The following is a 13,243-nucleotide window of genomic DNA, read 5'->3' on the forward strand; positions in this document are numbered from 1 at the left end:
CGAGTGACCACTGTCACGACAGGGCCTGCCCTTCTCTCGATCAAGTTAGGCTAGCCTTACCTAAGTTCTGGACGCCGGATCAGCCCACCCCGTCCCACACCGGACTGTCCCCACCGGAGGACCCCCACATGCGCTCGCACCTGCTCAACGACACCACCGCGGAGCAGTACCGCCGCTCCGTGACCGACGGAGTCGAGCGGGTGGCCGCCAAACTCGCCGCCACCGACCGGCCGTTCACCGGCATCAGCGTCGACGCCCTCTCCCCGCGCATCGACGAGATCGACCTCGACCAGCCGCTGCACGACACCACCGCGGTGCTGGACGAACTGGAGGAGGTCTACCTCCGGGACGCGATCTACTTCCACCACCCCCGCTACCTGGCGCACCTCAACTGCCCGGTCGTCATCCCGGCCGTGCTCGGCGAAGCCGTCCTGTCCGCGGTGAACTCCTCGCTGGACACCTGGGACCAGTCGGCCGGCGGCACGCTCATCGAGCGGAAACTGATCGACTGGACGACCGACCGCATCGGCCTCGGCCCCGCCGCCGACGGCGTGTTCACCTCCGGCGGCACCCAGTCCAACCTCCAGGCGCTGCTGCTCGCCCGCGAGGAGGCGAAGACGAACTCCCTCCACAAGCTGCGCATCTTCGCCTCCGAGGTCAGCCACTTCAGCGTGAAGAAGTCCGCGAAACTGCTCGGGCTCGGCCAGGACGCCGTGGTCTCCATACCCGTCGACCACGACAAGCGCATGCAGACCGTCGCGCTCGCCCGCGAGCTGGAGCGCTGCACGCAGGACGGCCTCGTCCCCATGGCCGTCGTCGCCACCGCCGGCACCACCGACTTCGGCTCCATCGACCCGCTGCCCGAGATCGCCGAGCTGTGCGAGCAGTTCGGCACCTGGATGCACGTCGACGCGGCCTACGGCTGCGGCCTGCTCGCCTCCCTGAAGCACCGGGACCGCATCAGCGGCATCGAGCGCGCCGACTCGGTCACCGTCGACTACCACAAGTCCTTCTTCCAGCCGGTGAGTTCCTCGGCCGTGCTCGTACGGGACGCGGCCACGCTCCGCCACGCCACCTACCACGCCGAGTACCTCAACCCGCGCCGCATGGTGGAGGAGCGCATCCCCAACCAGGTGGACAAGTCCCTGCAGACCACCCGGCGCTTCGACGCCCTCAAGCTGTGGATGACCCTGCGGACCATGGGCGCCGACGGCATCGGGCAGCTCTTCGACGAGGTGTGCGAACTGGCCCAGGAGGGCTGGCGGCTGATCGCCGCGGACCCGCGCTTCGACGTCGTCGTCCGGCCGAGCCTGTCCACCCTCGTCTTCCGCTACATCCCGGCGGCCGTCACCGACCCCGCCGAGATCGACCGCGCCAACCTCTACGCCCGCAAGGCCCTGTTCGCCTCCGGGGACGCCATCGTCGCGGGCACCAAGGTCGGCGGCCGCCACTACCTGAAGTTCACCCTGCTCAACCCCGAGACGCAGGCGTCCGACATCGCCGCCGTCCTCGATCTGATCGCCGGCCACGCCGAGCAGTACCTGGGAGAGTCCCTTGACCGCGCGTCCTGAAAACCCGACCAGAACCCATGACTTCGTGGGGATCGGGCTCGGCCCCTTCAACCTCGGCCTCGCCTGCCTGACCGAGCCGATCGACGAACTCGACGGCGTCTTCCTGGAGTCGAAGCCCGACTTCGAGTGGCACGCGGGCATGTTCCTGGACGGCGCCCACCTCCAGACCCCGTTCATGTCGGACCTGGTCACCCTCGCCGACCCGACGTCCCCGTACTCCTTCCTGAACTATCTGAAGGAGAAGGGCCGGCTGTACTCGTTCTACATCCGCGAGAACTTCTACCCGCTGCGGGTCGAGTACGACGACTACTGCCGCTGGGCCGCCGGCAAACTGAGCAGCGTCCGCTTCAGCACGACGGTCGCCGAGGTGACGTACGAGGACGAGCTCTACGTCGTGAGGACCACCGCCGGAGACACCTACCGGGCCCGTCACCTGGTCCTCGGCACCGGCACCCCGCCCTACATACCCGAGGCCTGCCAGGGCCTGGGCGGCGACTTCCTCCACAACTCCCGCTATCTGGACAACAAGGCGGAGCTGCAGAAGAAGGACTCGATCACGCTGGTCGGCTCGGGGCAGTCGGCCGCCGAGATCTACTACGACCTGCTCAGCGAGATCGACGTCCACGGCTACCGGCTGAACTGGGTCACCCGCTCCCCGCGCTTCTTCCCGCTGGAGTACACCAAGCTCACGCTGGAGATGACGTCCCCGGAGTACGTCGACTACTTCCGCGAGCTGCCGGAGTCGACCCGCTACCGCCTCACGGCCGAGCAGAAGGGCCTGTTCAAGGGCATCGACGGCGACCTCATCAACGAGATCTTCGACCTGCTCTACCAGAAGAACCTCGGCGGCCCGGTCCCCACCCGGCTGCTCACCAACTCCTCCCTGAACAGCGCGCGTTACGAGAACGGCACGTACACGCTCGGCTTCCGCCAGGAGGAGCAGGGCAAGGAGTTCGAGCTGGACTCGCAGGGACTGGTCCTGGCCACGGGCTACAAGTACGCCGAGCCGGAGTTCCTGGCCCCCGTCAAGGACCGCCTGGTCTACGACTCCCAGGGCAACTTCGACGTCGCCCGCAACTACGCGATCGACGTCACCGGCCGGGGGATCTTCCTGCAGAACGCCGGCGTCCACACCCACAGCATCACCAGCCCCGACCTGGGCATGGGCCCCTACCGGAACGCGTACATCATCCGCGAGCTGCTCGGCAGCGAGTACTACCCGGTGGAGAAGACGATCGCGTTCCAGGAGTTCGCCGTATGAGCGCCACCACCGGCATCGGAACACTCACCGTCCGCCCCCTGGACCCCCTGAAGGACGCCGAGCTGCTGCACTCCTGGGTCACCCACCCCAAGGCGGCCTACTGGATGATGCAGGACGCGAAACTCCAGGACGTCGAGCGCGAGTACATGCGGATCGCGGCGCACGAGCACCACGACGCCTGCATCGGCCTGCACGAGGGCCGGCCGGCGTTCCTGATGGAGAAGTACGACCCCCGCTACGTCGAGCTGGTCGGGCTGTACGACCCGGAGCCCGGCGACGTCGGCATGCACTTCCTGGTCGCGCCGACCGACCGGCCGATCCACGGCTTCACCAAGGCCGTCATCACCACCGTGATGGACGAGCTGTTCGCCGACCCGCGCACCCGCCGGGTCGTGGTGGAGCCCGACGTGAGCAACAAGGCAGTACATGCGCTCAACGAGGCCGTCGGCTTCGTGGCCGAGCGCGAGATCGACAAGCCGGAGAAGCGCGCGCTGCTGAGCTTCTGCACGCGTGCACAGTTCCTGGCTGCCCGAGGAGTGGCGATATGACCCTGTCCGACGCCGTGGCACACCTGTCCCCCGAGCGCTGGGACCAGGCCAACCGCCTGCTGATCCGCAAAGCGCTCGCCGAGTTCGCGCACGAGCGGCTGATCACCCCCGAGGAGGACGGGGAGCAGTACGTCGTCCGCAGCGACGACGGCCTGACCAGCTACCGCTTCTCCGCCGCCCGCCGCGCCCTGGACCACTGGCAGGTGGACGCCGACTCGATCACCCGCCACCGCAACGGCACCGAAGTCCCGCTCGCCGCGCTGGACTTCTTCATCGAGCTGCAGAAGTCCCTGGGCCTGAGCGACGACATCCTGCCGGTCTACCTGGAGGAGATCTCCTCCACCCTCTCCGGCACCTGCTACAAGCTCACCAAGCCGAAGAGCACGGCGGCCGAACTCGCCCGCGGCGACTTCCAGGCCATCGAGACCGGCATGACCGAGGGCCACCCCTGCTTCGTCGCCAACAACGGGCGGCTCGGCTTCGGCATCCACGAGTACCTGTCGTACGCGCCGGAGACGGCGAGCCCGGTGCGCCTGGTGTGGCTGGCCGCGCACAAATCGCGCGCCGCGTTCACGGCCGGTGTCGGCGTCGAGTACGAGTCCTTCCTGCGCGAGGAGCTGGGCGAGAAGACCGTCGAGCGCTTCCACGGCGTCCTGCGCGACCAGGGCCTCGACCCCGCGGACTACCTGTTCATCCCGGTCCACCCCTGGCAGTGGTGGAACAAGCTCACCGTCACCTTCGCGGCCGAGGTGGCCCGCAAGCACCTGGTGTGCCTGGGCGAGGGCGACGACGAGTACCTGGCCCAGCAGTCCATCCGGACCTTCTTCAACAAGACCAGCCCCGAGAAGCACTACGTGAAGACGGCCCTGTCGGTCATCAACATGGGCTTCATGCGCGGCCTGTCGGCGGCCTACATGGAGGCCACGCCGGCGATCAACGACTGGCTGGCCCAGCTCATCGAGGGCGACCCGGTGCTGAGCTCCACGGGCCTGTCGATCATCCGGGAGCGCGCGGCGGTCGGCTACCGGCACCTGGAGTACGAGAAGGCGACGGACCGCTACTCGCCCTACCGCAAGATGCTCGCCGCGCTGTGGCGGGAGAGCCCGGTGTCGTCCCTGGAGCAGGGCGAGTCCCTGGCCACCATGGCGTCCCTGGTCCACGTCGACCACCAGGGGGCGTCGGTCGCGGGCGCGCTGATCGAGCAGTCGGGCCTCACCCCGACGGAATGGCTGCGCCACTACCTCAAGGCCTACTTCACGCCGCTCCTCCACAGCTTCTACGCCTACGACCTGGTGTTCATGCCGCACGGCGAGAACGTCATCCTCGTGCTGAAGGACGGGGTCGTGCAGCGCGCGATCTACAAGGACATCGCCGAGGAGATCGCGGTCATGGACCCGGACGCGGTGCTGCCGCCGACGGTCGAGCGGCTGCGCGTGGAGGTTCCGGAGGACAAGAAGCTCCTGTCGATCTTCACGGACGTCTTCGACTGCTTCTTCCGCTTCCTCGCGGCGAACCTCGCCACCGAGGGCGTCCTGGAGGAGGACGACTTCTGGCGCACTGTCGCGGAGGTCACCCGCGAGTACCAGGACTCGATGCCCTCACTCGCCGACAAGTTCCAGCAGTACGACATGTTCGCCCCCGAGTTCGCGCTGTCCTGCCTCAACCGCCTGCAGCTCCGCAACAACGAGCAGATGGTCGACCTGTCGGACCCGTCCGGCGCCCTCCAGCTGGTGGGCACCCTGAGGAACCCCATAGCGGACCTCTGACCTCACAGACAGACGCGCACCCCCGGTGTACGGTCCACCGGGGGTGCGCGTCTTTTAGGGGCGCGGGGAACTGCGCGACCAGCCCCCACCGGCCCGCAGACACATCACCGCCCGACCGCACCCCACGGAACCTGCGGCGACCGATACCACTCGATCCCCAGCGCATCCCACCGCTCAGCCTGCGCAGCAAGCCGCCCCTTGTACCGCTCCCAGTCAAGAGAAGCCGCCGACGACCACCCCAACTCGGCAACACCGGGCAACCGCGGAAACGCCATGTACTCGATGTGCTCGGAGTTCTCCAGCGTCTCCGACCACATCGGCGCCTCGACACCCCGTACGGCCCCGCCCGGCACCCCCGGCAGATACGCCCCGGGATCCCAGTCGTAAGACCGCTTCACCTCGACATACCCCGCCCAGGACAACCCCAGCGGCGTCTCCTTCGTGTACTTCATGTCGAGATACACCCGGTCCGCCGGGGACAGGATCAGCCCGGTCCCGTTCTGCGCGGCCTTCACGACCCGCGCCTTCTCCTCGGCACCGGTGCCGTCCAGGCCCCAGTACTGGGCGAGAGCCCCCTTCGCCGGGGTCGCACCGGTCAGCTGGTGCCAGCCGACGACCGTCTTGCCGTACTTCGCGACGATCGGCTGCACCCGGTCCATGAACTTCACGTAGTCCTCATGGCTGGTGGAGTGCGCCTCGTCGCCCCCGATGTGCAGGTACCTGCCCGGCGTGAGCGCGGCCAGTTCCCGGATCACGTCGTCCACGAAGTCGTACGTGATCTCCTTGCCGGCGCACAGCGAGCTGAAGCCGACCTCGGTGCCGGTGTAGAGCGGGGGTGCCACTCCGTCGCAGTTCAGGTCGGCGTAGGAGGCGAGGGCCGCGTTGGTGTGGCCGGGCATGTCGATCTCGGGGACGACCTCCAGATAGCGGGAGGCGGCGTACCGCACGATCTCCTTGTAGTCGGCCTTGGTGTAGAAGCCGCCGGGACCGCCGCCCACCTCCGTCGAACCGCCGTAGGTGGCGAGGCGCGGCCAGGAGTCGATGGCGATGCGCCAGCCCTGGTCGTCGCTGAGGTGCAGATGCAGCTTGTTGATCTTGTAGAGGGCGAGCTGGTCGATGTAGCGCTTGACCTGCTCGACGGTGAAGAAGTGCCGGGAGACGTCGAGCATGGCGCCGCGCCAGCCGTAGCGCGGGGTGTCCGTGATCGTGCCGCCCGCGACCAGCCAGGGGCCGGGCTGGACGGAGTCCTTCTCGACGGCCGCGGGGAGGAGCTGGCGCAGGGTCTGCACGCCGCGGAAGAGACCGGCGGGCTCGGCGGCGGTGATGGTGACGCCGCCCCGGCCGCTGTCGAGCCGGTAACCCTCGGCGGCGAAGGGGCCCTCGGCGAGGCGCAGCCGGATGCCCCCGGCGCCCTGGGCGGTGACGGGGATGCGGTAGCCGGTCGAGGGGCGCAGGATCCTCGCGAGGTACTCGCCGATGCCCCGGGTCTCGCGGGATCCGTCGACGCGGATGTGGGTGCCGCGGGTGATCCGGTACGGGGATCCGCCCGGGGCGACCGAGGCGGGCGCGGGGACCACCCGGTCGAGCGGGGTGGGCGATGCCGCCGGCGTGGGAGCGGCCCCGGTCACCGAGGCGGCCATCGCGACCAGCAGCAGGGAACCGAGAAGGCGGAGCGTTCTGCGGGGCTGTCTACGGCCATCTCTCACAAGCGTGTCCCTTCACGAGCCGTTGAGCTCCAAGAGGTCTGGACCACTCTCTCGTGAGTCGGGTGGAACAATCCACCCCATGGCGGAAATCATCCAGAGGGACGGTACGTGGGCCTTCGACGGGGACGCGTTACGGCTGACTCCCGGACGGGACAAGAACGTCAGTCTGCTGCGCAGGGAGCTGGGTGAACTGGTCGTCCCGCTGGGGGCGTTGGCCGGCATCTCCTTCGAGCAGGGCAAGAAGGCGGGGCGGCTCAGGCTGCGGCTGCGCGACGGCGCCGACCCGCTGCTGCACGCCACCGGCGGCCGCCTCACCGAGCCGCATGACCCGTACCAGCTGATCGTGGAGTCCGACCGCTACGGCGTCGCCGAGTACTTCGTGGACGAGGTGCGCAGTGCCCTGCTCCTCGACCAGGTCCCCGCCGGCCCGGTCGACGCGTACCTGCTGCCGGGCCCCGCCGTCCCCCTGTCGTTCTCCGCCGGGGACGGCACCGCCGGTTTCGACGGCGAGCGCATACGTCTGGAGTGGAACTGGAAGACGGAGGACGCCAAGGCCGCCGCCGGCGCCCGCACGCTCGCGCTCGCCGACATCACGGGCGTGGAGTGGCACCCGGCCGCCGGCCTGGAGAACGGCCACCTGCGCTTCACCGTGCGGCACGCGCCCACCAAGACCCCGCCCAAGTACGACCCCAACGCCGTGGAGCTGTGGGGCTTCAAGAAGGACCCACTGATGGCGCTGGTCGCTGCGGCGGTCCAGGCCAGGCTTCCGCACCCGGCCCGGGCCGCCGCCACCCACCCGGTGGACGCGCGACCGGAGCTGCCTTCTCCTCCGGTCGCGTCCGCCGAGGACGACCACGACGCCCTGCTGCGCCGCCTGCGCGAGCTCGGGGAGCTGCACCGCGCGGGTGTGCTGACGGACGAGGAGTTCGCCCTGGCCAAGCAGGCGATCCTCAAACGGATGTAACACCCGGGCCCCGGGGCGCTACTTGGCCCGGCGCGCCACCGTGAAGTGGTCGACCTGGTCACCGGTCTCGGCGATGCCGCGCACCGTCAGCGTGGCCAGACGCCCCTTCGGCGCGGGGGTGACGTCCACGCGCAGGAAGGAGTAGTCGAGGTAGCGCACGCGGGACCAGGCGACGGTCTCGTTCTGCTTGCCGCCCTTGACGTTGACGAACGAGGCCACGGAGTCCACGTCGTGCTCGTTGCCCTCGTACGACAGCGGGGCGCTGAACGCGTAGAGGCTGCGGCCCGCCGCACCGGCCGTCACATAGACCACGCCGTCGGTCTCGGGGTAGGCGGTGCCGCCGATCGGGAGCTTCTTGGTGACCTTGTTCCCCTTGATCACGTCGGTGCGCTCGTACTGGTGGTTGTGGCCGTTGATGACCAGGTCCACGGTGTACTTCTCGAACAGCGGCACCCACTCCTGCCGGACCCCGCCCTCGGAGGCGTGGGAGGTGGAGGTGCAGTAGGCGCAGTGGTGGAAGAACACGACGATGAAGTCGATGTCGTGCGCGGCCCGGTACTTCTTGAGCTGTGCCTCCAGCCACGTGGTCTGGGTGCCGCCGGAGATGCCGAGGTTGGCCGGGATCTCGAAGGAGATGTCGTTGGCGTCGAGCGAGATGACCGCCGTGTTGCCGTGGACGAAGGAGTAGACGCCCGGGAGGTTCTTCTTGTCGGGGCCGTTGTCCGGGAGGGTCCAGCGGGCCTCCTCGCCGCCGTAGCCGTTGGGCGAGTACCAGGCCTCCATGTCGTGGTTGCCGTAGGCGGGCATCCACGGCACGGACTTGGCGACGGACTCGGTCTGGGCGAGGAACTGGTCCCAGACGCGCGAGTCGAAGCCGGTGTCGTCGGTCCTGCCCTGGCCGGTCGGGTCGCCGTAGGCGATGTCGCCGGCGTGCAGGTGGAAGGCCGGGTTCTGGCCGAGCAGGAGGCTGTTGTTGGCGAGCGCGTGGTAGCTGACGCCCTCGTCACCGAAGGCCGTGAAGGTGAACGGCTCCTTGTGCGCGGGGGCGGTGGTGAAGGTGCCGAGGGTGCCCAGCAGGTGCGGTGCGGCCGGGTCGAAGCCCTGGTGGCCGACGCCGTAGTAGTACGTCCGGCCCGGGCGCAGGTGGGTCAGCTTGGCGTGGACGTAGTACTGGGTGTGGTTGCCGCTCGCGCCGACCCCGGCGGGCGTGAAGAGGGTGCGGACCTCGGCGTCGATCCTGCGGGAGAGGTCCCAGGGGTGGGCGCCGATCCGGATGAACGGCTTCTTGACGGCGACCGGGACCTGCCAGGAGACGGTCATCTCCGTGCGCGGGTCGGTGCCGTAGGCGAGGTGACGGCCGAAGGGGGCGACGAGAGCACCGTCGACGCTCTCGGTCGCGGGGGCGGTGCGGGCGGTCGGTACGGCGGCCCGCGCGGTGGCGCCGGGCACGAACGTGCCACCCGCGACGGCGCCGATCGTGACGGCACCGCCTCTGATCATCGTGCGCCGGGAGAATCTGGCGCGCAGGTACTCGTGCTGCTCGGCCATGCTCATGCGCTCGGCGAGCCGCTCGGGTACGCCCATACGAGGAGTGTCCATGGCGTCCAAAAATCGACGCCTCGGGCAACGGGATGCCGGACGTCCGATGGACGCTTCACGAACAAGCACTCATGACACGTTCAACGTTCCCCCAAGGGATCCCAACAGGCACCTGCCCGAAAGCGGGCAGAATTCTTGCGAAAGTGCCGCCGGTACCCCAAGATCTAGCGAGTGCACGACGAACTCGTTGATCATCTGACGCGATCCACCGCCCTCGGCCGGGGCGAGGCGCTGCGTGTGATCCAGGACGTGCTCGCCTACTTCGACGAGACGACCGAGGAGTACGTCCGTCGCCGCCACCGCGAGCTCCAGGCCCAGGGCCTGGTCAACGCGGCGATCTTCGAGCGGATCGAGGCGGATCTCAAATATCGCGCGGTGGCACCGCCGGAACTCTCGCTCCGGCAGCTGCGGCGCATCGTCTACGGCTAGGAATACGTATACATGTGCGGAATCGTCGGTTACATCGGGAAGCGTGACGTCGCGCCCCTCCTCCTTGAGGGTCTCCAGCGCCTGGAGTACCGCGGCTACGACTCCGCGGGCATCGTCGTCACCACCCCTTCGAGCGGCCGCCTGAAGATGGTCAAGGCCAAGGGCCGCGTCCGTGACCTGGAGGCCAAGGTCCCGGCCCGCTTCAAGGGCACGACCGGTATCGCCCACACCCGCTGGGCCACCCACGGCGCCCCGTCCGACGTCAACGCGCACCCGCACCTGGACGCCGAGGGCAAGGTCGCCGTCGTCCACAACGGCATCATCGACAACGCCTCCGACCTGCGCCGCAAGCTGGAGGCGGACGGCGTCGAGTTCCTCTCCGAGACCGACACCGAGGTCCTCACCCACCTCATCGCCCGCTCGCAGGCGACCAAGCTGGAGGACAAGGTCCGCGAGACCCTCCGGCTCATCGAGGGCACGTACGGCATCGCCGTCATGCACGCCGACTTCCCCGACCGGATCGTGGTGGCCCGCAACGGCTCCCCGGTCGTCCTCGGCATCGGCGAGAAGGAGATGTTCGTCGCCTCCGACATAGCGGCCCTGGTCGCCCACACCCGCCAGATCGTCACCCTCGACGACGGCGAGATGGCCACCCTGAAGGCCGACGACTTCCGCACCTACACCACGGAGGGCACCCGCACCACGGCGGAGCCCACCACGGTGGAGTGGGAGGCCGCCTCCTACGACATGGGCGGCCACGACACCTACATGCACAAGGAGATCCACGAGCAGGCCGACGCCGTGGACCGCGTGCTGCGCGGCCGCATCGACGACCGCTTCTCCACCGTGCACCTGGGCGGCCTGAACCTGGACGCCCGCGAGGCCCGGCGGATCCGCCGCGTGAAGATCCTCGGCTGCGGCACCTCGTACCACGCGGGCATGATCGGCGCCCAGATGATCGAGGAGCTGGCCCGCATCCCCGCCGACGCCGAGCCCGCCTCGGAGTTCCGCTACCGCAACGCGGTCGTCGACCCCGACACCCTCTACGTCGCGGTCTCCCAGTCCGGCGAGACCTACGACGTGCTGGCCGCCGTGCAGGAGCTGAAGCGCAAGGGCGCCCGCGTCCTGGGCGTGGTGAACGTGGTCGGCTCGGCCATCGCCCGTGAGGCGGACGGCGGCATCTACGTGCACGCCGGCCCCGAGGTCTGCGTCGTCTCCACCAAGTGCTTCACCAACACCACGGTCGCCTTCGCCCTGCTCGCCCTGCACCTGGGCCGCACCCGCGACCTGTCGGTCCGGGACGGCAAGCGGATCATCGCGGGCCTGCGCAAGCTGCCCGCCCAGATCGCCGAGATCATGGAGCACGAGGAGGACGTCAAGAAGCTGGCCCTGCAGTTCGCCGAGGCCCGCTCGATGCTCTTCATCGGCCGCGTCCGGGGCTACCCGGTGGCCCGCGAGGCCTCCCTGAAGCTCAAGGAGGTCTCGTACATCCACGCCGAGGCCTACCCCGCCTCGGAGCTCAAGCACGGCCCGCTGGCCCTGATCGAGCCGGCCCTCCCGACGGTCGCGATCGTCCCCGACGACGACCTCCTGGAGAAGAACCGCGCCGCCATGGAGGAGATCAAGGCCCGCAGCGGCAGGATCCTCGCGGTCGCCCACCAGCCCCAGGAGAAGGCCGACGAGACGATCGTCGTCCCGAAGAACGAGGACGAGCTCGACCCGATCCTGATGGGCATCCCGCTCCAACTCCTGGCGTATCACACGGCATTGGCGCTGGGCCGGGACATCGACAAGCCGAGGAACCTGGCCAAGTCGGTGACGGTGGAGTAGAGGCCTTCTTTTCAGGGGCGCGGGGCTGTATCGATGTGCGGCTCCGCCGCGTGGGCGCGAACAACCCCCACGCGCCCGCACAGGCCACTCGAAGAGGACGGACCCCCTCGTGCTGCCACCCAGCACAGGGGGTCCGTTTTCATCACCGGGAAGCCGCCCAACTCCCCGGCCTGCGCAGCTAACCGGTGGCCGTCACTCCCCGGCCGGCAGCGCGTCGCGGAAGTGCCGTGGGCCAGTGCGCGAGCGCCGCGGTGGCCGCGTACCAGGCCACCGCACCCGCGGCCACGGCGAACCAGCCCCCGACCTTCGCCAGCCCGTCGTTCCCGGCGAACTCGGCGATCGCGAGCAGCACCAGCGACACGAAGAACAACCCGTACACGCCCTGCCCGAGTTGATCCCCGCCCGCGAGCGTGAGAGACAGCGCCACGAGGGCGAACAACAGCAGGAACAGCCCAGCCTCGTTGCCGGAGGCTCCCCCGGACACGGCCCACGTGAACCACAGCGCCCCGAGCACGGAGAACGCCGTACCACCGGCGGCGTCACCTTCCCGCAGGGCCACCAGCCCCGCGACGAAGAGCGCAACGCCGCCCACGTACTGGGCGATTGACACGGCGTCAGCGGCAGACACGCCGTCGATCAGAGCGGTATGCCCCAGCCCGAAGGCCAACAGGGTGATTCCCAGGGCGAGTCGACCGACCACGGTCGTGATTCCGCTTCCCGCGGAGACGTCTTTGTCCACGGCGGGCTCCCTTCGTGCAGGTGCAGTTGTGCGGTGTCCCGTATATGCCCTTCACAAGGGCACAAACACCTCTACGCGTGAGTAGATTTACGCGTCGCACAAGGGAGTTGCTGCTGGGTGAACGTCAGGGAATGACGATGACGGGCCGCTGCGCCCGCTTGGCGAGCCGCCCGGCGACCGAGCCGAAGATGCGGCCCACGATGCCGTGCGTGGAGCCGACGACGATCGCGTCGGCCTCGTACTCCCGGCCGACCTCTTCGAGTTCGTGGCAGATGTCGCCGCCGCGCTCGACCAGGATCCAGGGCACCTCGGCGAGGTAGTCCGCACAGGCCAGTTCCAGACCGAGCACCTCGGTGCGGTGATCCGGCACGTCCACGAACACGGGCGGCTCGCAGCCGGCCCACACCGTGGTCGGCAGCCGGTTGGCGACGTGGACGATGATCAGGCCCGACCCGGAGCGATGGGCCATGCCGATCGCGTACGCCAGGGCGCGCTCACTGGACGTGGAGCCGTCGAAGCCGACGACCACCCCGTGCTTGAAGGCGGGATCGCAGGAATGGCGTGGCTCTTCCGCCGCCAGGGGCTCGGCCGCCGTGGGATCGGCGACGGGCCGCTTGCGGTCCGCGGGTTCGAAGAATTCGTGACCGGCCATGGCTGTCTCGGCGTTGTGATCCTTATACGGGAGGGACAACAGTGTGCGGCGGAGCTGTGTCCGGGAATGGTCTTCCCAACCCCATACCCCCAAGGGTACGGCGGCACGCCTCCTTAGCCCAGATCCCGCTCACGGTGCGTGCGGGTTCCAGGGAGCATGCACGAGGCACCGCCCGTAA

At 68.9% G+C, this 13,243-nt stretch carries 11 protein-coding genes; 7 read left to right on the forward strand and 4 right to left on the reverse strand.

Going from position 1 to position 13,243, the window contains the following annotated elements:
* The first annotated feature begins 128 nt into the window (after window positions 1–128).
* The 4 genes from desA to AB0G20_RS03560 are packed head-to-tail and all read left to right on the forward strand — an operon-like array spanning window position 129 to window position 5,146.
* Entirely contained in the window at window positions 129–1,571 is a 1,443-nt protein-coding gene (desA, locus tag AB0G20_RS03545; protein ID WP_361295132.1) for a lysine decarboxylase DesA, read from the forward strand.
* Window positions 1,555–2,832, forward strand: a complete 1,278-nt coding sequence (locus tag AB0G20_RS03550; RefSeq protein WP_361295135.1) for a lysine N(6)-hydroxylase/L-ornithine N(5)-oxygenase family protein — start codon at window positions 1,555–1,557, stop codon at window positions 2,830–2,832. The genes desA and AB0G20_RS03550 overlap by 17 nt, the downstream gene beginning before the upstream one ends.
* A complete protein-coding gene (locus AB0G20_RS03555; protein ID WP_361295138.1) occupies window positions 2,829–3,380 on the forward strand; it encodes a GNAT family N-acetyltransferase in 552 nt (183 codons plus the stop codon). Before AB0G20_RS03550 ends, AB0G20_RS03555 begins: the two co-directional genes overlap by 4 nt.
* On the forward strand, window positions 3,377–5,146 hold the full coding sequence (locus AB0G20_RS03560; protein WP_361295141.1) for an IucA/IucC family siderophore biosynthesis protein: 1,770 nt from the start codon (window positions 3,377–3,379) through the stop codon (window positions 5,144–5,146). Before AB0G20_RS03555 ends, AB0G20_RS03560 begins: the two co-directional genes overlap by 4 nt.
* 104 nt (window positions 5,147–5,250) lie before the next feature.
* Here the strand turns inward: AB0G20_RS03560 and AB0G20_RS03565 are convergent, their stop codons facing one another.
* A complete protein-coding gene (locus AB0G20_RS03565) occupies window positions 5,251–6,786 on the reverse strand; it encodes a beta-N-acetylhexosaminidase (RefSeq protein WP_361295812.1) in 1,536 nt (511 codons plus the stop codon).
* Window positions 6,787–6,931: 145 nt separating this feature from the next.
* Here AB0G20_RS03565 and AB0G20_RS03570 point away from each other — a divergent pair, with 145 nt between their 5' ends.
* Entirely contained in the window at window positions 6,932–7,816 is an 885-nt protein-coding gene (locus AB0G20_RS03570) for a DUF4429 domain-containing protein (RefSeq protein WP_361295144.1), read from the forward strand.
* An 18-nt stretch (window positions 7,817–7,834) separates the two neighbouring features.
* Here the strand turns inward: AB0G20_RS03570 and AB0G20_RS03575 are convergent, their stop codons facing one another.
* Window positions 7,835–9,400 (reverse strand): metallophosphoesterase family protein, encoded by a 1,566-nt coding sequence (locus tag AB0G20_RS03575; RefSeq protein WP_361295147.1) that lies wholly within the window; start codon window positions 9,398–9,400, stop codon window positions 7,835–7,837.
* 186 nt (window positions 9,401–9,586) lie between these two features.
* Here AB0G20_RS03575 and AB0G20_RS03580 point away from each other — a divergent pair, with 186 nt between their 5' ends.
* Together AB0G20_RS03580 and glmS are read left to right on the forward strand one after the other, a co-directional pair.
* Entirely contained in the window at window positions 9,587–9,844 is a 258-nt protein-coding gene (locus AB0G20_RS03580) for a hypothetical protein (protein ID WP_030838058.1), read from the forward strand.
* 12 nt (window positions 9,845–9,856) lie between these two features.
* Window positions 9,857–11,674: a glutamine--fructose-6-phosphate transaminase (isomerizing) gene (gene glmS, locus AB0G20_RS03585; RefSeq protein WP_361295151.1), complete on the forward strand. Its 1,818-nt coding sequence runs from the start codon at window positions 9,857–9,859 to the stop codon at window positions 11,672–11,674.
* 178 nt (window positions 11,675–11,852) lie between these two features.
* Here glmS and AB0G20_RS03590 read toward each other — a convergent pair whose 3' ends face one another.
* Window positions 11,853–12,413 carry a GPR1/FUN34/YaaH family transporter gene (locus AB0G20_RS03590; RefSeq protein WP_361295154.1) on the reverse strand — a complete coding sequence of 187 codons (561 nt, stop codon included), beginning with the start codon at window positions 12,411–12,413 and terminating at the stop codon, window positions 11,853–11,855.
* A gap of 124 nt (window positions 12,414–12,537) precedes the next feature.
* Window positions 12,538–13,065: a universal stress protein gene (locus AB0G20_RS03595; RefSeq protein WP_010047889.1), complete on the reverse strand. Its 528-nt coding sequence runs from the start codon at window positions 13,063–13,065 to the stop codon at window positions 12,538–12,540.
* Window positions 13,066–13,243: the final 178 nt, after the last annotated feature.

The sequence above is a fragment of the Streptomyces sp. NPDC024017 genome (assembly GCF_040638895.1).
Taxonomy (GTDB): Bacteria; Actinomycetota; Actinomycetes; order Streptomycetales; family Streptomycetaceae; genus Streptomyces.